The sequence below is a fragment of the Marinobacter alkaliphilus genome (assembly GCF_055394375.1).
In genome coordinates this window covers 3,385,329-3,411,108 of the sequence record NZ_AP043751.1, presented here as the reverse complement: position 1 = coordinate 3,411,108, position 25,780 = coordinate 3,385,329, and the positions used below count along the sequence as shown (strand labels likewise).

The window sequence follows — 25,780 nt, the reverse complement described above, 5'->3', positions numbered from 1 at the left end:
AGCACGTTATTCGCCTTCCTGGGTCAGCAGTGTGGCTTTCTCCAGCAGTGCCAGGCGCTCATCGAAGGACAGGAAGGGTTCGTCTTCGGTTTGTTGCAGGCTTCCGAACAGTCTGTCTGGATCGAACGCCCAGTTGCTGCAGCGGGTAGTCAATTCGGTACAGGCGAGCAGGGTGCCGGATTCCCGGAGAAAGTACTTCATGCCGGTGTAGGTGTCGGCCAGCATCAGGTCGCGAGCAGGCTCCGTCGGCTCAGACAGCAGGCTTCGGCCAAGCATGTCCCCGGCCAGGTGGCCGTTGCCCGTAGCATCCAGAATGGTCATCGGGATGTCGAACTGGGCAACAATCCGGTTTTCCGGTGCGAATTCACTGAGGTCTGGCCGGCCCGGCGAGCGTATGGCCAGCACGCCGAGGTTGCTGTTCAGCGGCAAGGTCTCATGGTCGTCGCGAACAAAGCCGCCGGATTCATCGGATGTGACAATCACCAGAGTGTTGTCCAGCAGTCCTTCCTGCTCAAGCTGTGTCAGAAAGCGTTCTAGGGAGTTGGCCATGACCACCATGGCCTTTTTGCGAGCCATCTGGGTGGCAGGGAGCCCCGTTGTTTCTTCAGAAGGAGATTGGTTGGCCTGCTCGGCTTCCAGTTCCTGTTCGGCTTCTGGTCCGATGTTGAACGGATGGTGGGTGCCGACATTCAGGGTTGTGACAAACCAGGGGCCGCGTTGGCTATCCAGTTCACTCAGGCGTTCAGCAATGTCCGGGAAGAACGTCGGGTCTGGCGGTCCCCAGCCATCCTGTTCCTGCGCGTGACCAAATGCCTCTGCGCCGGTGACGTTCTCATAGCCCGCCCGGGGCATGAACTGATCTTTTTTCATGTATTCGATTGGCGCAGCTTGCCAGTAAGCGGTGGTGTAGCCCTGATCTTTCAGCTTCCCCGGAAGGCAGTCGGGATTGGCTTTGTCTTCCGCGACGGCCAACATCTTCTCCGATGGCCGGCGCAAGTCGGGGTAGCGCCCACACACCAGGGCAAAGGTGCCGCGATCCGTCTGCCGTTCCATGCTCAGCACGTTGTTGTAGACCCGGAAACCGAAGGCGTCGAACGTCGCCTCCAGAGTGTCGAGAGAGACGATGGGCTGAAGGTTGTGATATTGGCTGATTTTCGGCAGGTAGCCTCCGGACAGCCCCTCGATCATGATCAACAGAACATTGGGTGGCTCGGGATTCTGAAAGTTGCTGGTTTGTTGGTGGAAAAAGTTTGTTCGTCTGTCCAGTTGCTCACTGAGTTCAGTGGTTTCGTCACCGATAGCAGTGCCAACCGGATTGAGCAACGCACCTGGAACCTGGGCGACAGTGCTGGCCACCACATTATTGGCGGGTGTCGTCAGGCTCGGAAACGACAGAGTGTAGAGGCCGGTGACCAGAACGGCGGAACTGATAAGCAGGACTGGCGCACGCTCTGAAGTGGGCACCCATTTTCGATGCAGCCAGTGCAACAGCCAGGCCAGCACGAGGTAGCCCGGGAGGGTTATCAGATAGATGTTGAGCAGGCTGCCGGTAATGAACGTACTGTCCATACCCTTGCCGGCGAAGGCCAGTTGGAAAAGCGTGCCATGGGCTGTCAGGTGCATGCCGGCCACATAGAGTGCGACGCCCAGGGCGGTGATCAACAGGGCGCGGACAACGCCAACCGATAGATGCAGGAATACGGCCAGCAAAAAAGCCCCGGCAACGTCGCCGCCCAGGGTACCGGGCAGGCTCGGGAGTACCCCGCTTTGAATGATCAGCAGGCCGCGAATCACTGCCAGCCAGATCCAGGCAAGGAAGAAGGTGCGTATGAAACAGGCTGCAAGAGAAGCCCGGTTCCCTGTCATAGGGTTCACTCGTGTCAGTTGCGTTATATGAACAGTATGAGGCAAGAGGCTTGTGCTTCAACCGCTGGAGCTTGCTAAGGTAACGGATCAGATGGCCGGGAAGTTTCTGAAAATTCCTTCGTTATCAGAGCCTTTGTCAGAAAATCATCACTACGGGAAGCGCAGGGGAATGAAAAAAAGTGTCCAAATCGTAATTGCGGGAGCCATCGCGGTGGTGTGCGGCGCGTTTCTCGGCAGTCTGGTGCAGACTCAGTTCAACCTGTCGGCGTTGTCGGCCCTTGGGGCCTCGTTCAGCCTGGTGGATCGCCTCGTTGTCATGGGGCAGGACCTGGTTGGGTTCGCGCCTGTCTATGGGGTGCTGCTGGCCGCTGCATTGGTTCCGGGCTTCCTGGTAACTGCGGGATTGCTCCGGTTGTTGGGCTGGCCCTACCGGGATTTCTGGTATGCCCTTGGTGGAGCTCTTGCGTTGTGGGCAACGCTGGCCCTGGTTGATGTGTTGGCGCCCATGCCGACACTGATCGCAGCAACCCGAACCCTGCCCGGGCTGTTGGCGATGCTGGGGACCGCAGCAGTAGCGGGATGGGTGTTTGCGCAACTGACGGGCAAGATGACCATGACCGTGGCCCGTCATGGTCTGATAGCACCTTTCTTGGTATTGGCCGGCGTGGGCGCTCCGGAGCCGACATTGGCCCAGGAAGCGGCCGATTATCGGATAGACGTGGTCGCTGAAGGGCTTGATCACCCGTGGTCGTTGGCATTCATGCCAGGGGGTGATTTTCTGGTGACCGAGCGCGCTGGAGAACTGAAAAAAGTATCGCCGGATGGGCATCAGGTGCAGGTGTCGGGTGTCCCGGACGTATTCGTCTCCGGCCAGGCCGGATTGTTTGATGTGCTACTCGAGCCCGGCTTTGATGGCAGGGCGGGGGATGATCGACGTCGTGGTGTGTTCCTCGCCTATGCCTGTGGCACGGTTCGGGAAAATCATCTGTGCGTCGCCCGTGGCCAGCTTGTCGGAAGCGAACTGATGCAAGTGCGGGAAATCTTCAGGGCCAGGCCGGGTAAATATGGTGATGCCCATTACGGTGGGCGCATGGCCTGGCTGGCCGACGGCACCTTGCTGGTAACCCTGGGGGATGGCTTCGATTTTCGGGAGGAAGCACAGAAACTGTCCAGCCATCTGGGCACCATCGTGCGACTGAATCCGGACGGTTCCATTCCGGCGGATAATCCGTTCGTACAGGTGGATGGCGCTCTGCCGGAGATCTTCAGCCTGGGGCATCGAAATGTTCAGGGGCTGGTCTACGATGCCGGTAATGACCGGGTCATCGCTCACGAACACGGCCCCCGTGGCGGTGACGAGATCAACCTGATCCAGGCCGGGCGCAATTACGGCTGGCCGTTGGCCACCGATGGCCGTGACTATACCGGTGCCATGGTAACGCCATTCAAACGATACGAGGGTACCGAGCAACCCCTGTGGTCATGGACGCCGTCCATCGCACCATCGGGCCTGGCGTTGTACAGCGGCCACCAATTCCCGCACTGGCAGGGCGACCTGTTTGTCGGCGCCCTGGCCAATAAGAGTGTGCATCGGGTTGTTCTCAGCGAGGGCCGGGTTGTGGAAAGCGAGCGCCTGTTTTCTGAGCTTGGTGAGCGTATCCGCGATGTGCGGCAAGGGCCCGACGGCGCCCTGTATCTCTTGACCGACTCAGCCGATGGGCGGTTGCTGCGAGTGTCGGGCCAGGTGCTGGAGCAGGCACAGACCATGACGTTGACGGCCGAAGAGCTGGCCTGGGTTGGAGAACGAATTTTCCGAAACGAATGTGCCGGGCGGCATGAATGCCTGGTGCACTGGAATGAGGGCGAAGCGTTTCCTTCGTTGGGGATTGGCCACTTTATCTGGTATCCGGAGGGCGAAAGCGGACGTTTTACCGAGAGTTTCCCGGCGCTTCTGGACTTTATGGTTGATCGCGGTGTGCAGCTTCCCGGCTGGCTGGAAGACGCCCGCACCCAAGGCGCGCCCTGGCCAGACCGTGCCGGTTTTCTCAGTAGTTCGAGTGCGACCGATGAGGTAAAGGCGCTGCGGGCACTCCTGTATGAAACCCGCGGTTATCAGGTGCGCTTTATCCAGGAACGCGCCGCCCGCTCCCTGGAAACGGTGGTTAATGCCGCGCCCGAAGCGCAGCGGCCGGTTATTCGGGAACGCTTGTGGCAGCTTGGGCAAACGCCCGGTGGTGTCTACGCGTTGATGGACTACGTCAACTTCAAGGGCGAAGGGCTTTCAGAAACGGAGCGCTATGAGGGCGAAGGTTGGGGGTTGTTGCAGGTCTTGCAGGCTATGGATAAGAGCCCGGGGCTTCGCCCGCTGGATCGCTTTCGGGAGGCCGCGGGCCGGGTGCTTACCCGGCGCGCCGAGCTGGCAGAGCAGGCCATAGAGCGGGAACGCTGGTTGCCGGGTTGGCTGCGCCGTCTGGAAACCTATCGGGAGCCCACCGACGGGTAAGGCCTGAGGAAGGGGCGACCCCTGCGGCATCAAGGCTGCAGGGGCTGCTTTTTCAACTCAGCTTCCTTGCCGGGCTGTACTTCCAGCCACCAAAGGTGGCTGTGCCAGTCACCGAGCACAATCCGGCGCGCTGGTTTGTTATTGGCTTCGAGGTGGTGCACGGCCGGACGATGGGTGTGGCCATGAATCATCAACTGAACGCCGTGGGCTTCGAGCTCCTTGACTACTTCCTCTGGCGTCACATCCATGATGTCTTCCGCCTTGCCCTGGTTCTTGGCCATCGACAGCGCCCGTAATTGCTTTGCCATTTGCTGGCGGTCTTCCAGGGGGCGGGCCAGCATCATCTTCTGCATCTGCGGGTTGCGCATGTTGGCGCGGAATTTCTGGTATTCCACATCGGCAGTGCACAGGCTGTCGCCGTGCAGCAGCAGAGTAGGCGTTCCATACAGATCGATCACCGTCGGGTCGTCCAGCAGGGTGGCGCCGGACCGGTGGCAGAAATCTTCTCCGATCAGGAAGTCCCGGTTGCCATGCATCAGGAAGATATGGGTGCCGCTGTCGCTGAGGTGCTTCAGGGCGCCAGCAACCTGCTCCTGAAGTGGTGTGCGCTCGTCGTCACCAATCCAGGCCTCAAAAAAATCGCCCAGAATGTAGAGCTGCTCAACCCCTGCTGCCTTCTCTCGCAGGAACGTCAGGAACGCGTCCGTAATATCCGGGCGCGACTCCTCAAGGTGCAGATCCGAGATAAACAGCGTGGTCACGCGTCCTCCAGAACCTCGGCCTTTTCAATGATGACGTCTTCAAATGGCACGTCCTGGTGGCCGGCACGCATGGTGGTGCGAACGGCGCGGATGTTGTTTACGGTCTCCATGCCGTCAACCACTTTGCCGAACACACAGTAGCCCCAGCCCTCGGCATTCTTGGCGGTGTGGTCGAGGAATCCGTTGTTCTCCACGTTGATGAAGAACTGGGCCGTAGCTGAGTGCGGGTCCATGGTGCGGGCCATGGCAATGGTGCCGACCATGTTGCTAAGGCCGTTGTCGGCTTCGTTCTGGATGGGGTCGCGGGTTTTGCGTGGGGTCATGCCCGGCTCAAAGCCGCCGCCCTGAACCATGAAGTTGCTGATGACACGGTGAAAGATCAGACCGTCGTAAAAGCCGTCGCGAACATACTGCTCAAAGTTCTTTGCGGTTTCCGGGGCTTTTTCGTAGTCCAGTTCCAGTTTGATATCACCGTGGTTGGTCTGCAGCAGAATCATCAGGTCGTCCTGTTAAATAGGGGTTGTGGGTCTGAAGGTTGCATTGTACTCAAGAGTTTCGTCCTGTGCATGAGTCCGGCAACGATTTGTGAGTATAATAGGCGGTTTAAGGGAGCCTGCACCGTGCTCCCCGGATCCATTCCCTGTTGACAGAGATTGTATGAGCGCCGAGTCGAAGAAAGCCCACAATTTTATTCAGAGCCTGATCGAAGACGCCATCGCCAAGGGTGAGCACGCTGGCAAGGTCGTTACCCGTTTTCCGCCGGAGCCCAACGGCTACCTGCACGTTGGTCACGCCAAGTCGATCTGCTTGAACTTTGGTATTGCGCAAACCTTCGGTGGCGAGTGTAACCTTCGCTTTGACGACACCAACCCGGAAAAGGAAAGTCAGGAATACATCGATGCCATCAAGCAGGACGTCGAGTGGCTGGGCTACGAGTGGGCGGACGACGTACGTTACGCCTCAGATTACTTTGACCAGCTGTACGCCTTTGCCGAGGAGTTGATCGAAAAAGGCAAGGCCTATGTGTGTGCACTGAATGCTGAGCAGATGGCTGAATACCGTGGTTCCCTGAAGGAGCCCGGCAAGAACAGCCCATACCGGGACCGCCCGGTGGAAGAAAGCCTGCAGTTGTTCCGGGACATGCGCGACGGTAAGTTCGAGAACGGCGAGTTGGTGTTGCGGGCCAAGATCGATATGGCCTCCCCGAACATCAACCTGCGGGACCCGATTCTTTACCGCATTCGCTACGCCGACCATCACCAGACCGGAAGCAAGTGGTGCATCTACCCGATGTACGACTTCACCCACCCGATTTCTGATGCCTTGGAGGGGATTACTCACTCCCTGTGTACGCTCGAATTCGAAGACCACCGCCCCCTGTACGACTGGGTGCTGGATAACATCACCGTTCCGTGCCATCCGCGCCAGATTGAGTTTGCGCGGCTGAACCTGAATTATACCATCACCAGCAAACGCAAGCTGAAGCGCCTGGTGGACGAACATGTGGTAGAGGGATGGAACGATCCGCGTATGCCGACTATTTCCGGCATGCGCCGCCGTGGTTACACCCCGGAATCCATACGCAGCTTCTGCGACATGATCGGTGTTAACAAAGCTGGTGGTACCGTTGATGTAGGTATGTTGGAGTATGCCATCCGGGAAGACCTGAACGACCGGGCGCCCCGCGCCATGTGCGTCATGCGCCCGCTAAAAGTGACTCTCACCAACTACCCGGCTGATCAGACCGAAACCCTGACCTTGCCGGTGCACCCGCAGAAGCCGGAGATGGGGGAGCGGGACGTCACCTGGAGCCAGACTCTGTACATCGACCGGGAAGACTTCGAGGTGGAGCCGCCGCGTAAGTGGAAACGTCTGGCGCCGGAGCAGGCGGTGCGTCTGCGCGGAGGTTACGTGATGACCTGTAAAGAGGTGGTGCGCGATGACAGCGGTGAGATCGTTGAACTCAAATGCGAGTACGATCCGAACACGTTGGGTGTGAACCCGGAAGGTTACAAGCCTAACGGCGTGATTCACTGGGTATCGGCCAATGACAGCATCGAAACCGATATCAACCTGTATGACCGACTGTTTAACCACGAGAGCCCGGACAGCGACAAGGAAGGTGACTTCCTGGATCACCTGAACCCGGAGTCCCTGGTGGTGCTGAAGGGCGCGCGGGTTGAGAAAAGTCTGGCCGAGCCAAGGACCGATTTACCGTATCAGTTCGAGCGTGAGGGCTATTTCTTCTGTGATCAGGAGCTGACAGCCAAGGCCGGCAAGCCGGTGTTCAACCGGACAGTCACACTTCGGGATTCCTGGGGCAAGGGAGGCAAGTAATGCGTATCTACAATACGCTGACGCAGCAGAAGGAAGCGTTCAAGACCATCGAGCCAGGTAAGGTACGCATGTACGTGTGTGGCATGACGGTCTACGACTACTGCCACCTGGGCCACGCCCGGGTGTTGGTGGCCTTCGATGTGGTTACCCGTTACCTGCGCCACCGTGGCTATGATGTGACTTACGTGCGTAACATCACCGACATCGACGACAAGATCCTGCGCCGGGCCGATGAAAATGGTGAGGTCTACACCGACCTGACCGACCGCATGATTCACGCCATGCATGAAGACGAAGCTCGCCTGGGTGTGCTGGCTCCCAGCGATGAGCCGCGGGCTACCGCCTACATCGACGATATCATCGCCATGATCCAGACGCTGATTGCGGGCAACCATGCCTACGCGGCTGATAACGGTGACGTGTATTTCGCGGTGGATTCCTTCCCGGACTACGGCAAACTGAGCAAGAAAAAACTCGAAGACCTGGTGGCCGGTGCCCGGGTGGATGTGCAGGAAGCCAAGCGCAGCCCTGCGGATTTTGCCTTGTGGAAAGCCGCCAAGCCTGGCGAAGTTAGCTGGCAGTCTCCCTGGGGCGATGGCCGACCGGGCTGGCATATCGAGTGCTCGGCTATGTCCACCAAGTGCCTGGGCGACACCTTCGACATTCACGGTGGCGGGCCGGATCTGCTGTTCCCGCACCACGAGAACGAAATTGCCCAGTCGGAATGTGCCACCGGCCACAAGTTTGTTCATACCTGGATGCACGCCGGCGCCATTCGGGTGAACAAAGAGAAGATGTCCAAGTCTCTGGGCAACTTCTTTACCATCCGGGAAATCCTGGAAAAGTATCCGGCGGAAGTGGTGCGCTACTTCCTGGTCTCCAGCCATTACCGTAGCCAGGTAGACTATTCCGAGGAAAGCCTTGCTGAGGCAGGGCGCACACTGACCAAGCTGTATCACGCCCTGCGTGGCATTACTCCGGCCAAGGATAGTGATGTGCCGGAAACCGACCACGATCGCCGGTTCGCCGAAGTGATGGACGACGATTTCAATACCGCCGGTGCCATCGCGGTTTTGCATGCCGTGGCCAACGACATTAATCATCACCGCCGTGAAGGCGATGACGAGCAGGCCAAACGCAGCGCAGCCATACTGGTTCGTCTGGGTGGCGTGCTGGGGCTGCTTCAGCAAGACCCGGAAGCTTTCTTTCAGGCCGATACCGGTAGTGAGCTGACGGCTGAAGATATTGAGGCCATGATTCAGGCCCGCGCCGATGCCCGCAAAGCGAAAGATTTTGCTGGGGCCGATCGTATCCGGGATGAGCTTCTCGAAAAGGGTATTATTCTGGACGACAGTCGGGAAGGGACCACCTGGCGCCGCGCCTGAGATCCGGCAGATGCACATAAAGTCGCATTGTGCTGTGCGGGAATGACCTTGTAGGGATTTTCACGTACAATGCGCCGCTCAAATACTAATGCCCCCGCACCTGATGCGCTAAGGGGGAGTCGGGAAACATAACCCATCGAGGCAAGCAACGATGACAGAACGCGTTCAAGTTGGCGGCATTCAGATCGCCAAGAATCTGTACGATTTCGTAAACAACGAAGCGATCCCGGGTACCGGCGTTGACGCCGACAAATTCTGGGCCGAGTTCGACAAAATTGTGAACGAACTGGCTCCGCGCAACCGCGAATTGCTGGCCAAGCGTGACGCCCTCCAGGAAAAGATGGATGCCTGGAACCGTGACCACAAGGGCCAGAAGCTGGACATGGCTGAGTACAAGGCATTCCTGAAAGAGATCGGTTACCTGGTCGATGAGCCCGCCGATTTCAAAATCTCTACTGCCAACGTAGATCCGGAAATCGCTACCATGGCCGGCCCGCAGCTGGTTGTTCCGGTGATGAACGCCCGTTTCGCCTTGAACGCCGCCAATGCGCGCTGGGGTAGCCTGTACGATGCCCTCTACGGCACCGATGCTATTTCCGAGGAAGATGGCGCTGATAAAGGTCGCGGCTATAACCCGGTTCGCGGTGCCAAGGTCATCGAGTGGGCCCGCAACCTGCTGGACGGCTCTGCGCCCCTGGCTTCCGGTAGCCATAAAGATGCTGCCAAATACTACATCGACGGCGGAAAACTGGCGGTGAAACTGCAGAATGGTGAAGTCACCGGCCTGAAAGACGAGTCCGGCTTTGTTGGCTACACCGGTGCCGCCGATGCCCCCACTGGCGTTCTGCTGGTGAAGAATGGCATGCACTTTGAAATCCAGATCGATGCCAGCCATCCGATCGGCAAAGACGATGGTGCCAACGTCAAAGACGTGCTGATGGAATCCGCCCTGACCACCATCATGGACTGCGAAGACTCCGTTGCGGCGGTTGACGCAGACGACAAGGTAGTAGCCTACAAGAACTGGCTCGGCCTGATGAAAGGTGACCTGGAAGAGTCCTTCGAGAAGGGCGGCCAGATGATGACTCGCCGTATGAACGGCGACCGCACCTACACCGGTGCTGATGGCAGCGAACTGACCCTGAAGGGCCGCAGCCTGCTGTTCGTTCGTAACGTTGGCCACCTGATGACCAACCCGGCCATCCTGCTGAAAGACGGTAACGAGATTCCGGAAGGCCTGATGGATGGCCTGGTCACTTCACTGATCGCCATTCACGATCTGAAGGCTGATGGCAAGTTCCAGAACAGCACCAAGGGCTCTGTTTACATTGTTAAGCCCAAGCAGCACGGTCCGGAAGAGGTGGCGTTCACCAACGAATTCTTCGGTCGTGTTGAAGATGCGCTTGGCCTGCCGCGCTTTACCCTGAAAGTGGGCATCATGGATGAAGAGCGCCGTACCACGGTGAACCTGAAAGCCTGTATCCACGCTGCCAAAGATCGCACCGTGTTCATTAACACCGGCTTCCTGGACCGCACCGGCGACGAGATTCACACCTCCATGGAGCTGGGTCCGTTCATCCGTAAGGGCCCGATGAAGCTGGCCACCTGGATCAACGCCTACGAGCAGTGGAACGTAGATATCGGCCTGGAAGCGGGTCTGTCTGGTGTTGCCCAGATTGGTAAGGGTATGTGGGCCATGCCTGACCTGATGGCCGGCATGCTGGAAGCCAAGATTGGCCACCCGAAGTCTGGCGCCAACACCGCCTGGGTTCCGTCGCCGACGGCCGCTACCTTGCACGCCACCCACTACCACCAGGTGAACGTGTTTGATGTGCAGAAAGAGCTGGCTAACCGTCAGCGGGCGTCTCTGGACGACATCCTGACGGTTCCGGTGATGGACGATCCGTCTTCACTGAGCGCGGAAGACATCCAGCAGGAGTTGGACAACAATGCCCAGGGTATCCTTGGCTACGTTGTACGCTGGATCGACCAGGGCGTGGGCTGTTCCAAGGTGCCGGACATCAACGATGTAGGCCTGATGGAAGACCGCGCGACCCTGCGTATCTCTTCACAGCTGCTGTGCAACTGGCTGTACCACGGTATCTGCTCCGAAGAGCAGATCATGGAAACCATGAAGCGCATGGCTGCCGTAGTAGACAAGCAGAACGCCGGTGATGCCGCGTACCGCAACATGGCCCCGAACTTCGACGACAGCATCGCCTTCCAGGCAGCTGTGGATCTGGTTCTGAAAGGCCGTGAGCAGCCGGCTGGTTACACCGAGCCGCTTCTGCACGCCTACCGACAGAAGGCTAAGGCCAAGTACGGGCAGTAATCTGCTCCGTGTTTAAAAAAACCCGCTCCGGCGGGTTTTTTTGGGTCTGTCCCCCTGGGGTCTGTCCCCGAACGGGGACTGACCCATTTTGGACCCATGGGCTCTAGCTGTGGGGCGGGGGCGGGCAAATGGGGGTCAGTCCCCTTTGGGGACAGACCCTTGGGAGTCTGACCCATTTTGGACCCATGGGCTCGAGCTTTGGCATTGGGGTCTGTCCCCGAATGGGGACTGACCCATTTTGGACCCATGGGCTCGAGCTTCGGGGCAGGGGCGGGCAAAGGTGGGTCAGTCCCCGTTCGGGGACAGACCCTTGTGAAGCACATCCGCCGCGTAAAGGGTGTTCTCCAGCAGGGTGGCGATGGTCATGGGGCCTACGCCGCCGGGGACCGGGGTGATGTAGGCGGCGCGGTCGGCGGCTGCGGCGAAGTCTACGTCGCCGCAGAGTTTGCCGTCGTCCATGCGGTTGATGCCTACATCAATCACCGTGGCGCCGGGTTTTACCCACTCGCCTTTGATGATGCCGGGCTTACCGACGGCGGCAATCAGGATGTCTGCCTCACCCACAAACTTCTCCAGATTGCCTGTGAACCGGTGGCATACGGTGGTGGTGGCGCCTTTCAGCAGTAATTCCATGCTCATGGGGCGACCCACGATGTTTGAGGCGCCCACAATCACCGCGTGCTGACCTTTGTAGGGTGTGCCTATGGAGTCGAGCAGGGTGATCACGCCGGCCGGCGTACAAGGGCGCAGGCAGGGCTTGCGCTGCATCAGGCGGCCGATGTTGTAGGGGTGAAACCCGTCCACGTCTTTATCCGGGCGAATCTTTACCAGAATCGGGTCGGCGTCCAGGTGTGAGGGCAGGGGGAGCTGAACCAGGATGCCATCTACGGCGGGGTTTTCGTTCAACTCATCAATCAGTCCTTCCAGAGCTTCCTGAGAGGTGTCTTCGGGCAGGTCATAGGACAGCGACAGAATGCCCGCTTCATCGCAGGCTTTGCGTTTATTACCTACATACACGTGGGAGGCGGGGTCGTTGCCCACCAGAACCACTGCCAGGCCGGGTGCTCTCAGGCCTTTGGCTTTCCGGGCCTGTACGCCCGCAGCCACCTGTTGTCGAACCCGGGCAGCGATCTCTTTTCCGTTAATCAGTTTGGCGCTCATGTTTCCGTCTTGTCGGTTGGGCATGAATAGTGAAGAAGTGAAGGGCGGGCATTGTCTCATGCTTCGGCATCTACGCCAATGCGCTGAACAGGGACTCAGGCAAAGCTCCTTGGGGAACTTTTTGTGCCCGCCCGGGTCTTCTTAGGCAACGTTATCTCTATGATTTTTGAAATCGTTGTTGACGGATGCCTCAGCCGCCGGTAATATGCGCGCCAACTTTGCTGAGGCACTTGTTGTTCAGTCGAAACGGGGTATAGCGCAGTCTGGTAGCGCGCCTGCTTTGGGAGCAGGATGTCGGGAGTTCGAATCTCTCTACCCCGACCATTTTCTGGATATTCAGGTGGGCGAACGGTCAAGCGCCCGTAGCTCAGCTGGATAGAGCATCCGCCTTCTAAGCGGATGGTCGCAGGTTCGAGTCCTGCCGGGCGCGCCATCAAGCCGTTAGTCCGGACCGGATCGCCAAACCAGCAAAGTTGAAGCAAGCAGTAGTGAGTGCCAAAGGCACCTCCCTGATGTGGTGGACGTAGCTCAGTTGGTAGAGCTCAGGATTGTGACTCCTGCGGTCGAGGGTTCGAACCCCTTCGTCCACCCCACTTTTCCCCTTGTTTGTTTTTCTGCCTGTCTGTACGGCGTTTGGTCGTTTCGGTACAGTGCCAGATACGCGAGAGTGGCGGAATTGGTAGACGCACTGGATTTAGGTTCCAGCGGGGCAACCCGTGAGAGTTCGAGTCTCTCCTCTCGCACCACCCTTTCTTTTTTCGGTAATGCCCCCATTTTTGTCTATGTCGGTTGTGGCGCTGGTCTCAAAGCGATATTCAGCCTTACCGGGTGATTCTCTCGGTGGGGTAAACCGTGATAAACTACCGGCTTTTAATTTTGCGTCCCTTTCGGGCTTGTCGCCTTGAACAGGGTTTTGTCTTAATTTTCATTCACCTACAGAATCTGTAATTTGAGGAACTTCCATGCAAGTGTCTGTTGAAACGACCTCTAACATCGAGCGTCGCATGACGATTGGTGTGCCCGCCCAGGAAATCGATCAGGCGGTTCAGAAACGCCTGCAGGAAACTGCCCGTTCCGTGCGCCTGAATGGTTTCCGTCCTGGCAAGGTGCCCATGAGCGTGGTCAAGCGTCGTTTCGGTGACAGCGTTCGCCAGGAAGTGGTTGGCGAGGCCATGCGCGACCATTACATCAAGGCACTGCAGGAGCAGGATATCAACCCGGCTGGCTGGCCGAAGTTTGAACCGAAAACCATGGAAGAGGGCAAAGACCTCGAGTTCGTGGCCATCTTCGAAGTGCTGCCTGAAATCGAGCTGGGCGATCTGTCCAAGGTTGAGGTAGAGAAGCCGGTTGCTGAAGTGACCGACAAAGACATCGATACCATGATTGACAACCTGCGTCGTCAGCAGGCCACCATGAAAGAAGTCAAGCGCAAGTCCAAGAACAAAGATGTTCTGACCATCGACTTCAAAGGCTTCATCGATGGTGAAGAGTTTGAAGGCGGTGCCGCTGAAGGCCATCGTCTGACTCTGGGTTCTGGTCAGATGATCCCGGGCTTCGAAAAGGCCATTGTTGGTGGTAAGGCCGGTGAAGATCTGGAAATCGAAGTGGAGTTCCCCGAGGACTACCACAACGAAGACCTGGCTGGTAAGCCTGCCAAGTTCGAGATCAAGATCCACAAGGTAGAAGAGCCGCAGCTGCCGGAACTGGACCAGGAGTTCTTCAAGAAGTTCGGTATTGAAGCCGAAGACGAAGCGACCTTCCGTGAAGAAGTGAAGAAAAACATGGAGCGCGAGCTCAAGCAGGCGGTATCCAACAAGGTCAAGAACGACGTTGTTGAAGGCCTGCTGGCAACAACCGAGCTGGAGATTCCGTCTGCCCTGGTGGATCAGGAAATTGATCGCCTGCGTCAGGATGCCGTTCAGCGTTTCGGCGGCCAGGTTGACTTCCAGCAACTGCCCAAGGAAATCTTCGAAGAGCAGGCCAAGCGCCGCGTGAAGACGGGCCTGTTGTTCCAGGAAGTGGTCAAGAAGAACGACCTGAAGGCCGAGCCGGCCCAGGTAGATGAAAAGATCCAGGAGATCGCATCTACTTATGAACAGCCTGAAGAGGTTGTTGCGCACTTCACCAACAACCCGGACCAGAAAGCTCAGATCGAGTCGTCTGTACTGGAAGATGCCGTGGTCGACTATGTGCTTGGTCAGGCCAAGGTGAAAGAGAAGAAAATGAAGTACGAAGAAGCGGTTCAGGCCGGTCAGCCCCAGCGCTGATGGCCCCCGGGCCTGGCCCGGAGTCGCTTTCTGGAAACAGCCGGCGTGTCCGGCTGTTTTCATCTGGGCTCACTGGTGGCAGAGTATAAGGGTATCCTGACGATCACTTCCGGATATCCTGCCACAGGAGTCCATGCCCATTGTCCATAAGGAGTTCAGGCGCACATGACGCAGAAACCGTTTGATGGCCCTACAATGATAACCAACGCCGGTCTGGTGCCGATCGTAATTGAACAGACGGCACGCGGAGAGCGTTCCTTTGATATCTATTCCCGGCTGCTCAAGGAACGGGTGATTTTTCTGGTTGGCCCGGTCGAAGACCACATGGCAAACCTGGTCGTTGCTCAGCTGCTGTTCCTGGAATCCGAAAATCCGGACAAGGACATCCACCTTTATATCAACAGCCCAGGTGGCTCTGTGACTGCCGGTATGTCCATCTACGACACCATGCAGTTTGTAAAGCCGGATGTTGCCACCTTGTGTATCGGCCAGGCGGCCAGCATGGGCGCCTTCCTGCTGTCAGGGGGCGCCAAGGGTAAACGGGCGTGCCTGCCGAATTCCCGGGTGATGATTCATCAGCCGCTGGGTGGTTACCAGGGGCAGGCGACGGATATCGAGATTCATACTCGCGAAATCCTGAAGATTCGCCATACCCTCAACACCTTGCTGGCGGAACATACCGGCCAGGACCTGGAGACCATCGCGCGCGACACTGACCGCGACAATTTCATGGATCCGCAGCAGGCGAAAGAGTACGGGTTGATCGATACAGTACTTGATAAGCGCGTACCGAATAAATAATACTGAAAGTCATCGCATCATCCCTGGTCGGCGTATTGTTTGATTGCGCCGACCAACGAAGAACAGAGGTATTTCAATGGCAGATGAAAGAAACGGCAGAGGCGACGATAACGGCAAGTTGCTGTACTGCTCGTTTTGTGGAAAGAGCCAGCATGAAGTCCGTAAGCTCATTGCAGGGCCCTCGGTGTTCATCTGCGACGAGTGCGTTGACCTGTGCAACGACATTATTCGCGAAGAGATTCAGGAAAACGCCCAGGAAGAGGCCAGCGATCGTCTTCCCACGCCGGCGGAAATCCGTGAGACTCTGAACGAATATGTGATTGGCCAGGATCGCGCCAAAGTTGTGTTGTCTGTCGCGGTTTACAACCACTACAAGCGCCTGCGCTATGGCGAAGGCAAAAGCGACGTTGAGCTGGGCAAGAGTAACATCCTGCTGATCGGTCCGACCGGGAGTGGCAAGACCCTGCTGGCCGAGACGCTGGCCCGGATGCTGAATGTGCCGTTTACCATTGCAGACGCCACCACGCTCACCGAAGCCGGTTATGTGGGTGAAGATGTCGAGAACATCATCCAGAAGCTGCTGCAGAAGTGTGACTACGATGTAGAAAAGGCGCAGCGCGGCATTGTCTATATCGACGAAATCGACAAAATTTCCCGCAAATCCGATAACCCCTCCATCACCCGTGATGTGTCGGGTGAGGGTGTGCAGCAAGCGCTCCTGAAACTGATCGAGGGTACGGTCGCATCGGTGCCGCCCCAGGGTGGTCGTAAGCATCCGCAGCAGGAGTTTCTGCAGGTAGACACCACCAACATGCTGTTTATTTGCGGTGGTGCTTTTGCCGGCCTGGAGAAAGTGATCCAGGAGCGTTCGGAGCGCAGTTCCATAGGCTTTTCCGCAACGGTGAAGAGCCAGGACGACAGCAAGAATACCGGTGACATCATCCGTGATGTCGAAACCGAGGATCTTGTGAAATTTGGTCTGATTCCAGAGTTTGTTGGCCGTTTGCCGGTGGTTGCTACGCTGACAGAGCTGGATGAACAAGCCCTGGTACAAATCCTCACCGAGCCCAAGAACGCGCTGACCAAGCAGTATCAGAAGCTGTTTGACATGGAAGGCGTGGAGCTGGACTTCCGGGAAGACGCGCTGCGAGCTGTAGCGCGCAAGGCGATGGAGCGCAAAACCGGTGCCCGGGGCCTCCGTTCAATCATGGAAGCCACACTGCTGGATACCATGTATCAGATCCCATCTGAACATGATGTTTCCAAGGTGGTGATTGATGCCAGCGTCATCAGTGGTGACTCTGAGCCGTTCAAGATCTACGCAAGCAGTGACCATGCCAAAGCGGTACCCGAGGACTGACTCAGTTCTGTGGGTATTGGCAGTGCATTGAAAAGGGGCGGCTATCGCCCCTTTTTCATGACAGCTGAATGCTGTTCCTGCCCAGCGGTTCCTTTCGTAAAAAGATTGCAATTTTCGCCGCCGCCCCAATGATGGGTGATATGCTGAATAAAATGCTGTCAGAGGATTCCCTATGACCCGTATATCTGAAGAAACCGTGCAAGATTACCCACTGCTCCCGCTGCGGGACGTCGTGGTGTTTCCGCACATGGTGGTCCCGTTGTTTGTGGGCCGGGAGAAGTCCATCCAGGCACTGGAAGCCGCGATGGAGGGCAGCAAGGAAATCCTTCTGGTCGCCCAGAAAGACGCCTCAACCGATGAGCCTGGTGCCGTGGATGTGTTCTCGATGGGGACTCTGGCCACCGTACTGCAGATGCTTCGTCTGCCGGATGGTACCGTCAAGGTGCTGGTTGAGGGCAATGCCAGGGCCAGCATTACCGATATTTCCGAGGGTGATTTCCTGTCAGGACAGGCCATTCTGATGGAAGAAGAGTCGTTGCCTGAGCGCGAAGAGGACGTGCTCACCAAGACTCTGATGGACGAATTCGAAAAGTATGTGAAGCTGTCCAAGAAGGTGCCGTCCGAGGTTTCCAATGCCTTGACGGGTATTCAGGAGCTTGAGCGCCTGGTGGATACCATGGCAGCCCATCTTGAAATGCGCATTCCCGAGAAGCAGGAATTGCTGGAGGCGCTGGACGTTCGCAAGCGTGTTGACCTGCTGCTGGGCAAACTGGACGGTGAGATCGACCTGATTGAGGTCGAAAAGCGCATCCGCGGCCGCGTCAAGAAACAGATGGAGCGGAGCCAGCGCGAGTATTACCTGAACGAGCAGATGAAGGCCATCCAGAAAGAGATGGGCAATCTGGGTGAAGGCAATAACGACTTCGAAGAACTCGAGCAGAAGCTTGAGGAAGCCGGCCTGCCGGAAGAGGCGCGCAAGAAAACCGAAACAGAACTCAACAAACTGAAGATGATGTCACCCATGTCAGCGGAAGCCACCGTTGTGCGGGGTTACATCGACTGGATGCTGGCGGTGCCCTGGAAAAAACGCAGCCGCGTGCGTCACGATCTGGAGAAGGCCCGTGAGATCCTGGATAAGGACCACTACGGCCTGGATGAGGTGAAGAAGCGCATCCTTGAGTACCTGGCAGTGCAAAGCCGTGTGAAGAAGGTCAAGGGGCCTGTGCTTTGCCTGGTTGGGCCTCCCGGCGTCGGCAAGACGTCTCTTGGGCAGTCCATCGCTAAGGCGACTAACCGCAAGTATACCCGGATGGCTCTGGGCGGCGTTCGGGATGAGGCAGAGATTCGCGGGCATCGGAAAACCTATATTGGCGCTCTGCCAGGCAAGCTTTTGCAGAAGCTGTCGAAGGTTGGCGTGAAGAACCCGCTGTTCCTGTTCGATGAAATCGACAAGATGGGCATGGACCACCGGGGTGATCCGGCGTCTGCCCTGCTTGAGGTGCTGGACCCTGAACAGAACCACACCTTTAACGATCACTACCTGGAGGTGGATTACGACCTCTCGGACGTGATGTTCGTGTGTACTTCCAACTCCATGGATATTCCGCCGGCCCTGCTGGACCGGATGGAGATCATCCGGATTCCGGGCTACACCGAGGAAGAGAAGGTCAATATCGCTCTGCGCTACCTGTTGCCCAAACAGATCAAGGCGAACGGTTTGCGCAAGGACGAACTGAAGATTCCCGAACAGACACTGCGTGACCTGATCCGCTACTACACTCGTGAGGCGGGTGTGCGGGGCCTGGAGCGGGAAATCGCCAAGATCTGCCGGAAAGTGGTCAGGGAGCACGTAGAGGCCAACGACAAGGCCTCTGTGACCCTCTCGCCCGAGATGCTGGAGGACTACTCCGGCGTCAAGAAATTCAAGTATGGTCTGGCGGAAGAGAAGAACGAGATTGGTCAGGTGACCGGGCTTGCCTGGACCCAGGTGGGTGGCGAGTTGTTGACCATCGAATGTGCTCTGACCCCAGGTAAAGGTCGAGTGGTCAAGACCGGTTCATTGGGGGACGTCATGCAGGAGTCGATTCAGACGGCCCTGACGGTGGTTCGCAGCCGGGCTTCTGGCCTTGGCATTGCCGATGATTTTCATGAAAAACACGATCTCCACGTGCACGTACCTGAGGGTGCAACGCCAAAAGATGGTCCCAGTGCCGGTATTGGTATGTGCACAGCGCTGGTGTCTGCACTGACCAAAATTCCGGTTCGGGCCGAGGTGGCCATGACCGGTGAGATTACCCTCCGGGGCAAGGTTTTGGCGATTGGTGGGCTCAAGGAGAAGCTGCTGGCAGCCCATCGGGGGGGCATCAAGACCGTCATTATCCCGGATGAAAATGTTAGGGATCTCAAGGAGATACCAGAGAATATAAAAGAGTCTCTGGAGATCCGCCCGGTGAAGTGGATCGATGAGGTTCTGGACATTGCACTGGCTTACCAGCCGGAGCCGCGCACGGCTGATTCGGCAAAAGAGGGAGCCTCGTCGAAAGCCGGAGATGATGCCGGCGATGCTGCCGAGCGCATAAATACACATTAAACACCCGATGAGTTGTTGACATGCCTGAGAGCCCGTTGGTATAACTGTTTCGCCGTGAAGCAGCCAATACCAAGGGCTCCCGCGCAGTAAGTGCCTATTCCGAACACCGGTGTACTACCGAAAGGAATAAGAAAACTGAAGAATGGAATTCTCCGACCGCATATGCGATAGTCGGGAACGTCCTCGAAAAACAAACCGACCTATAACATCTTCAACCTGAAATCGAAGGGGTTTAGTGTGAACAAGTCCGAACTTATCGATGCAATTGCAGAGTCCGCAGATATCTCCAAAGCTGCAGCTGGCCGTGCGCTGGATGCCATGACCAACTCCATCACTGGAGCACTGAAGAAAGGCGATCAGGTTACCCTGATCGGCTTCGGTACCTTTTCTGTGAAAGAGCGCGCTGCCCGTACCGGCCGCAACCCGCAGACTGGCGCTGAAATCAAGATTCCGGCCTCTAAAGTGCCTGGATTCAAAGCAGGCAAGGCCCTGAAAGACGCCGTTAAGTAAAGGCTCTTTCTTTGGCAGCTTTCGCTTGCGAAAGCTGCCGCAAGAATTCAAGGCGCATTCCGGACAGGGTGCGCCTTTTTTACGTTAAAGTGCAGCCGTCTCACCAATAACACCAGCACGACCTTGAACAGGGATTCAGGAACAACATGCTTCAAGATATTCGGGATAACGCCCAGGGTACTATTGCAAAGGTTATTATCGGCCTTCTGATTATTTCTCTGTCAATCTGGGGGATGGACGCCATTGTTGGCGGTTTTTCCGGTGAGCCGGAAGTGGCCACTGTTAACGGAGACTCCATCACCGAGCGTGAGTTTTTGCGCACCGTGCAGCTGGAAACACAGCAGCGGCTCATGCAGATGGACAGCCCGGATCCCTCCATGCTGGATGAAGATCAGATCCGCCGGGATGTGCTGGAATCCCTGATCCAGGAGCGGGTACTGACCCTCGACGCCCAAGCCCAGGGTCTGGAGCTGTCGGATGCCGACATCGATGCGCTGATTACCCAGATGCCCCAGTTTCAGGTAGACGGCCAGTTTAACCGTGATCGGTTTGTGGCAACGGTACGCAATGTTGGCATGGGTGTGGGTGAATTCCGCGAGAACCTGCGGAAGAACTACGTGGTCAACCAGATTCGTGCGTCCATCGCGCAGACCGGTATTGTGGCCAGTGAAAACGTCGCACAACTGTTGCGTATCCAGAATCAGACCCGCGATTTCCGTGTGCTGACCGTTAGCGCAGACTCCCTGTCTGAGCAGATTAAGGTAACCGAGGAAGAGATTCAGTCGTTTTACGACGACAACGCCGATCAGTTCCGTGAGCCCGAGCAGGTGCACGTGGCTTACATTACGCTGTCGTTGGGCGCCCTGGCGGATGCGATCGAAATCTCCGAGGAAGACCTGCGGGGCTTCTACGATGAGCGGGCCGAAGAATACGCCCGTGAGGAGCGGCGCGCTGCCCATATCCTGATTGAAGACGGTAGCGATGCTGAGGCTACCATCGCGTCGATTCAGGAGCGTTTGGAGGCAGGTGAATCGTTTGCGGAACTGGCCGAGGAATTCTCCGCTGATACGGTTTCAGCCCGTGACGGTGGTGACCTGGGTTATGCTGGCCGAGGTGTCTACGATGAGGCTTTCGAGAACGCGCTCTTTGCCCTGGAAGAAGGTGAAGTGTCGGGCCCGGTTGAAACCAGCTTTGGTATCCACCTGATCCGGCTGGAGGGCGTGCGTCGTTCCGATGTTCCGTCGTTTGAGTCGTTGCGGGGTGAGTTGCGTGATGAACTGGCCCGCAGCCGCGCCAGTGAGCGTTTCGCTGAAGTACGTGCTCAGCTGGCGGATGCGGCCTACGCTGCGGACGATCTGGCGGGCCCGGCAGCCGAGCTTGGCCTGGAAGTGCGGGAAGTGGACGGGGTAACCCGGGAGGGTGGAGCCGCGCCTTTCGATCACGCCGGGCTGGTGCGTCAGCTGTTCTCTGATGATGTACTGCAGGGCGGTTTCAACACCGAGCTGATCGACGTTGGTGACAACGCGTCTGTGGTGGCTCGCGTCCGCGAATACTTGGAGCCTCGTCAGCGTGAGCTGGCCGACGTTCGTGACGACATTGCCGCCATGTTGGAAGCGCGCAAGACCCGGCAGGCGCTTGAGGCTCGGGTAGACGAGCTGATGGCAGCCCTGGAAGCGGGAGAAGATCCCGAATCGCTGAATGCCGGTGACTGGCAGCGCTTCGAGAACCAGGGGCGAGACGGCGCTAACCTGAGCCGCTTTGTGGTGCAGCGTGCCTTTGCCATGCCGCGCCCGGAGGAAGGTAATCCTTCGATGGCCAAAGCCGTGGGCCAGCGTGAGGCGGCGATTATTCTGGTTGATGCCGTAAACGAAGGTGCGGTGGATACAGATGGCGCTGAATACCAGCAGTTGCGTCAATTCCTGGCCCAGCTCGAGGGCCAGCGTGAGTACATGGCTTATCAGCAATACCTGAGAAACACCGCGGAGGTCGACAGGGATTGATTCCCGGGTGCGATCAAGAGTGATTAAAAAAGGGTGCCGATCAGGCACCCTTTTTTTTACGTGTTAGGGAATCAGTTGGCTTTTTTGATGTACACCGTGGGAGTCTCACCGGTGACGTCGAAATAAAAGCCGTATACCGCCGATTCCGGTGGCGTGAAACGGAAGTTCTCAAACACGGCTGAACAGTTCGCTCGAACCGGCGTGTTGAGCGCTACCTCCTTGTCGTCTTTCTCGGACAGGTAACCGCAGTTGGCCCCATTGCTCCAGTTGGCATCGCCAAACTTGAATTCATAGGGTTGGCCGTCAGCCTTTAACTCGATTTCCGTTCGATAGACGCCGGTGTCCACCTTCTTGACCTTGTATTCGGGTAGCGCATCCCACCAGGCAAACTGCCCGCGCAGATACAGTGACTGGCTGTAGTCACGCTCACCACCGGTGGTGGCACAACCGGTCATGGCAAGCACAGATATCAGAGCCAGATTGCCAAGTACTTTTTTCATGTTGTTCTCCTTGTTATCAATGGTCACAGCCGGCATGGCCGGCTGTGTTGAGGCCCGCCGGTCAGCGGGCAAATACCGCAACCGAGAGCCCGGGCACCAGGAACTCGCCAGCGTCGGCAGCCGCAGACTGGGCCGGGGAGGTATCGGCCCTGACGGAGAAATCCCCGTCCAGGGTGTGGTTCAGGGTCTGGGTGGTGTTGCTGGCGTTGATCACCACCACAATCTCGTTATTGGCATCGTCCAGCTCCCGTAAACCGGCGGTACCGTCATCCAGCAGGCTGAACGCGATCAGCCCCGGAATCTGCTGCGAGCCGGTGTTGAGGAAGCTGAGGCGGTTCTTGATGTCCTCGGCGGTCTGAAGCCGGAACAGTGGGCTTTCCTTGCGCACCCTGAGCAGCTCCAGCACCTGATCCCTGGTGTAGCTGATCGTCGCCGGAGTGGGGTCGGCGTGACTGCCAGCTAAGGTGATGACCTCGGTGATCAGGTCCCAGTTAGAGCCATCCTTATCCTGGCGGGGCAGGCCGCGATTCCAGGCGGAAGCCTGGAAGCTGAAATCCACGTCGTTGTACCAGTCCCCGGAATCGTAGCTGTCCCGTTCCATGGATTTGGAACGCAGCAGTTCAGAGCCCATATGCAGGAACGGGATGCCCTGGCTGAGAATCGGAACGGCCAGGCCAACAACCTGCATTTGCGCCCGCTCCTGGGTGCTGGCGTAGTAGTCGGCTTTGTACTGGTTGTTGTCCCAGAGAGTCTGGTTGTCGTGCTTGGAAACGTAATTGATGATTTCCTGGGGATCTGCCGTGTAACCGGCGGCCTGCCCGTTGTAGTCGATTTCGGCAGCGGTTTTCAGCTCGTCTGTGGCGGTCTCGAACGGGTAGTCTGCGAGGCTGCCGGCGATGCCCACACGAATCCAGTCACTGACCTGCAGTAACCGGTTTCTTTCATCTTCGCTGCCCGTGTTCCGATCATTGGGGTAGGTGAACAGGCCATTGGCAAATCCCTGGTTGGCCCGAATGGCATCACCTTCATCGAAGGGCCCGCCGCCACGTACGGCATCCCGCAGGCGATCGTTGAACGAGCCAATACCGGTTCCGGCCATGTTGGTCTGGATGGCGTTTACACCTCTGGCGTTGTTGGCCACCTCGCCGAAGTTCCAGGCTTCACCATAGAAATAGGTGTCCGGATCGACCGCCTGCACCGCGGCCAGGGCCTTCTCCATGTTGCTCAGCATGTGGTGGCCCATCAGATCAAACCGGAACCCGGATATTTTGTAGTGCTGGGCCCAGGTAACGAGGGAATCCACCATTAGCTTTTCCATCATGGCGTGCTCAGAGGCGGTATTCTCGCAGCAGGTGGACTGTTCGACGGCCCCGGTTTCAGGATTCTGGCGGTGGTAATAGCCGGGTACCAGCTTGTCCAGAACCGAGTTGTCGGCAAGGCCGGACGAATTGGTGTGGTTGTAGACCACGTCCAGAACCACGTTCAGGCCCAGTTCGGAGGCCGCCATCACCAGTTCCCGGAACTCGATAATGCGTTGAGGGCCTTGGGCGTCTGTGGCATAGCTGCCTTCCGGCACGGTGAAGTGAACCGGGTCATACCCCCAGTTGAAGCTGTCCAGGTCGCGGAACGTGTTATACAGAGCCTGGGCGTCACCGGTGAGCGGGTCAAACCCTTCCAGAACCTGGCGAACCGTTTGCCCGCTTGTGCAGTATTCAGAGAACTCGCTGGCAGCTGCTTCAGACAGCTCACACAGCCGGCTGAAATCGTCCTGAATATCGACCACCTGGTTCGGGCTCTCATTCACGGTGGCGATATCAAAGGAGGGCAACAGGTGCAGGTGAGTTACGCCAGCCTCGGCCAGGGCCCTCAGGTGTGCGACGCTGTCGACACTGCCGTCAGAAGGGGCTGTAAAGGCCTTGTATTTGCCTCGATGGGTCCGCTCAACGGTTTCGTCTGTGGCGCTGAAGTCGCGAACGTGCACCTCATACACCACGACATCCTCCGGCGCTGACCTCGCTGGAAGTGTAAGGCTGTCCCATCCGGATGGCTTGTAGTCTGTGCCAAGGTCCACCACCTGGGCGTACTGGCCATTCGCCGAGAGGCTGAGGGCGTAAGGGTCGGATACCAGGGTGGTTTCGATTTCGCCGGTTCTGGGGTGGTAAACGGAGACTTCGTACTGATAGTACATCTCCAGCAGGTCAGTCCGGCTGCCGGAGTGACTCCAGACGCCGTTGGTTTCGGTCATCTGCACCGGATAGCCGGGCAGCGGGGTGCCATTGTCATCAAAGACATGAAGCTTTAGGGTTTGAGCGGTGGGTGCCCAGACGGCAAAGTTGACGTTACTTCCCTCAACGACGGCGCCCAGTTCACCGGTGTAGGCGAACAGGTCATCCAGAACTCCCGGAATCTGCACGCCAGTGGCGGCTACCAGCTCGTCGTTACTGTTGTAGGCGGCGGCGACCAGTTGGCCTTTTAACGCGGATTGGATGGTTTCGCTGTCAGCGATGATCTCGTAGGCTGGCCAATCTGCCAGGTGGGGGAACTTGTTTGCACTGGCTTCAGGTAACGTGGTGGGTGTCAGTTCCAGTACGTTGCCACCACTCAGGGTGTCGGAGTCGCTGACGGCAATCCCTGCATTGTGGTCATAGCGAAGTTCAACCCGTGGCAGATTTCCGGTGTCCCGGAAGACCAGAGTGTTGCGATCAACCCAATGGGCACTGGCGCCGGCAATGGCAATACCGTCGGTCTCGATCGGTGTACTGGATAACAGCTGGCTGCCGCTGACGGTGAAAATGCGGTTGCCGAGTGCACCAAAGTGCCAGCGGTGGTCCTGGCCGCCAAGATCTTTCTCATCACCCTTATGGAGAATGAAGTAGAGGCAGTCCCCGGCCTCGCGCATGGGTATCCGATAATAGGCGCCGTAGGTGTCGCTGATGCCGTCCGCCAGTCTTGGGTTGTCCCAGTCGGTGGGCACACCATCGGCCAGGCCGTCACAACCAGCGCCGGCGTCGTTCCACAGGTGCAGGCCCCAGCCGTCATAGCTGGCATCTGGTCGCTTGTAATAGAGCAGGGCCTCGTTGGCCCCGGGTTCGAGCAGGCCGTCAGCACCAGTGTTTCCGCCGTTGGCCGGTGAGTCGCTGCTACTGCCGGAGTTGCAGCCGGTGAGAGCCAGCGCAAGGGTCAGCACTATGCCGCCCGTGAGCCGTTTATGGTCAGGCATTGTCAACATCCTCTTTCCAATTGTTTTTGTTGGTGGAAGATCCGCTCCGGATCTTCCTCATGGTTGCGTGAAGCGTGCACGAGAACATCCCTCCGGGATCGGATTTTCGGGGCGTAGCCCCAGGTGGCAGCGGGGCGTAGATGTTATTGGGCGAGGGGTAATAAAAAGGGCCGGCAAATGCCGGCCC

The 25,780-nt window shown here is 57.7% G+C and carries 16 protein-coding genes and 4 tRNA genes; 14 read left to right on the top strand and 6 right to left on the bottom strand.

Annotated features, from left to right (window positions below):
- Positions 1–6: 6 nt before the first annotated feature.
- Positions 7–1,866, bottom strand: coding sequence for an LTA synthase family protein (locus tag ACZ5Q2_RS15560; RefSeq protein ID WP_061330957.1), 1,860 nt, complete (start codon positions 1,864–1,866; stop codon positions 7–9).
- A gap of 169 nt (positions 1,867–2,035) precedes the next feature.
- Here ACZ5Q2_RS15560 and ACZ5Q2_RS15555 point away from each other — a divergent pair, with 169 nt between their 5' ends.
- Positions 2,036–4,369, top strand: coding sequence for a PQQ-dependent sugar dehydrogenase (locus ACZ5Q2_RS15555; protein WP_082780489.1), 2,334 nt, complete (start codon positions 2,036–2,038; stop codon positions 4,367–4,369).
- A gap of 29 nt (positions 4,370–4,398) precedes the next feature.
- On the opposite strand, the gene lpxH is transcribed toward ACZ5Q2_RS15555, so the two are convergent.
- Positions 4,399–5,130: a UDP-2,3-diacylglucosamine diphosphatase gene (gene lpxH, locus ACZ5Q2_RS15550; protein WP_061330958.1), complete on the bottom strand. Its 732-nt coding sequence runs from the start codon at positions 5,128–5,130 to the stop codon at positions 4,399–4,401.
- Positions 5,127–5,627, bottom strand: a complete 501-nt coding sequence (locus tag ACZ5Q2_RS15545) for a peptidylprolyl isomerase (RefSeq protein ID WP_061330959.1) — start codon at positions 5,625–5,627, stop codon at positions 5,127–5,129. Before ACZ5Q2_RS15545 ends, lpxH begins: the two co-directional genes overlap by 4 nt.
- Positions 5,628–5,787: 160 nt before the next feature.
- On the opposite strand from ACZ5Q2_RS15545, the gene ACZ5Q2_RS15540 reads away from it, so the two are divergent.
- From ACZ5Q2_RS15540 to ACZ5Q2_RS15530, 3 genes are all read left to right on the top strand, one after another.
- On the top strand, positions 5,788–7,467 hold the full coding sequence (locus ACZ5Q2_RS15540; RefSeq protein WP_061330960.1) for a glutamine--tRNA ligase/YqeY domain fusion protein: 1,680 nt from the start codon (positions 5,788–5,790) through the stop codon (positions 7,465–7,467).
- Positions 7,467–8,852: a cysteine--tRNA ligase gene (gene cysS / locus ACZ5Q2_RS15535; RefSeq protein WP_058090431.1), complete on the top strand. Its 1,386-nt coding sequence runs from the start codon at positions 7,467–7,469 to the stop codon at positions 8,850–8,852. The genes ACZ5Q2_RS15540 and cysS overlap by 1 nt, the downstream gene beginning before the upstream one ends.
- Before the next feature lie 151 nt (positions 8,853–9,003).
- On the top strand, positions 9,004–11,184 hold the full coding sequence (locus ACZ5Q2_RS15530; protein WP_061330962.1) for a malate synthase G: 2,181 nt from the start codon (positions 9,004–9,006) through the stop codon (positions 11,182–11,184).
- Positions 11,185–11,469: 285 nt separating this feature from the next.
- Here ACZ5Q2_RS15530 and folD read toward each other — a convergent pair whose 3' ends face one another.
- Positions 11,470–12,345, bottom strand: coding sequence for a bifunctional methylenetetrahydrofolate dehydrogenase/methenyltetrahydrofolate cyclohydrolase FolD (gene folD / locus ACZ5Q2_RS15525; RefSeq protein WP_432209920.1), 876 nt, complete (start codon positions 12,343–12,345; stop codon positions 11,470–11,472).
- A 247-nt stretch (positions 12,346–12,592) separates the two neighbouring features.
- On the opposite strand from folD, the gene ACZ5Q2_RS15520 reads away from it, so the two are divergent.
- The 10 genes from ACZ5Q2_RS15520 (at position 12,593) to ACZ5Q2_RS15475 (ending at position 21,873) form a co-directional block, all read left to right on the top strand.
- Positions 12,593–12,669: transfer RNA gene (locus tag ACZ5Q2_RS15520), tRNA-Pro, on the top strand.
- Positions 12,670–12,701: 32 nt separating this feature from the next.
- Positions 12,702–12,778 (top strand) — tRNA-Arg (locus ACZ5Q2_RS15515).
- Positions 12,779–12,862: 84 nt separating this feature from the next.
- A tRNA-His gene (locus ACZ5Q2_RS15510) sits at positions 12,863–12,938 on the top strand.
- 68 nt (positions 12,939–13,006) lie between these two features.
- A tRNA-Leu gene (locus ACZ5Q2_RS15505) sits at positions 13,007–13,091 on the top strand.
- Positions 13,092–13,307: 216 nt separating this feature from the next.
- Positions 13,308–14,612, top strand: coding sequence for a trigger factor (gene tig / locus ACZ5Q2_RS15500; RefSeq protein WP_432209921.1), 1,305 nt, complete (start codon positions 13,308–13,310; stop codon positions 14,610–14,612).
- Between the two features lie 165 nt (positions 14,613–14,777).
- A complete protein-coding gene (gene clpP / locus ACZ5Q2_RS15495; protein ID WP_432209922.1) occupies positions 14,778–15,413 on the top strand; it encodes an ATP-dependent Clp endopeptidase proteolytic subunit ClpP in 636 nt (211 codons plus the stop codon).
- Positions 15,414–15,489: 76 nt separating this feature from the next.
- Entirely contained in the window at positions 15,490–16,773 is a 1,284-nt protein-coding gene (gene clpX / locus ACZ5Q2_RS15490; protein WP_058090436.1) for an ATP-dependent Clp protease ATP-binding subunit ClpX, read from the top strand.
- A gap of 172 nt (positions 16,774–16,945) precedes the next feature.
- A complete protein-coding gene (lon, locus tag ACZ5Q2_RS15485; protein ID WP_432209923.1) occupies positions 16,946–19,363 on the top strand; it encodes an endopeptidase La in 2,418 nt (805 codons plus the stop codon).
- A gap of 237 nt (positions 19,364–19,600) precedes the next feature.
- The gene (locus ACZ5Q2_RS15480) at positions 19,601–19,873 is read left to right on the top strand and encodes an HU family DNA-binding protein (RefSeq protein WP_008174603.1); all 273 of its coding nucleotides are present in this window, start codon (positions 19,601–19,603) and stop codon (positions 19,871–19,873) included.
- 146 nt (positions 19,874–20,019) lie between these two features.
- Positions 20,020–21,873: a SurA N-terminal domain-containing protein gene (locus ACZ5Q2_RS15475; protein WP_058089490.1), complete on the top strand. Its 1,854-nt coding sequence runs from the start codon at positions 20,020–20,022 to the stop codon at positions 21,871–21,873.
- A gap of 71 nt (positions 21,874–21,944) precedes the next feature.
- On the opposite strand, the gene ACZ5Q2_RS15470 is transcribed toward ACZ5Q2_RS15475, so the two are convergent.
- Together ACZ5Q2_RS15470 and pulA are read right to left on the bottom strand one after the other, a co-directional pair.
- A complete protein-coding gene (locus tag ACZ5Q2_RS15470; protein ID WP_058089863.1) occupies positions 21,945–22,373 on the bottom strand; it encodes an early set domain-containing protein in 429 nt (142 codons plus the stop codon).
- A 61-nt stretch (positions 22,374–22,434) separates the two neighbouring features.
- Positions 22,435–25,593 (bottom strand): pullulanase-type alpha-1,6-glucosidase, encoded by a 3,159-nt coding sequence (pulA, locus tag ACZ5Q2_RS15465; protein WP_432209924.1) that lies wholly within the window; start codon positions 25,591–25,593, stop codon positions 22,435–22,437.
- Positions 25,594–25,780 lie beyond the last annotated feature (187 nt).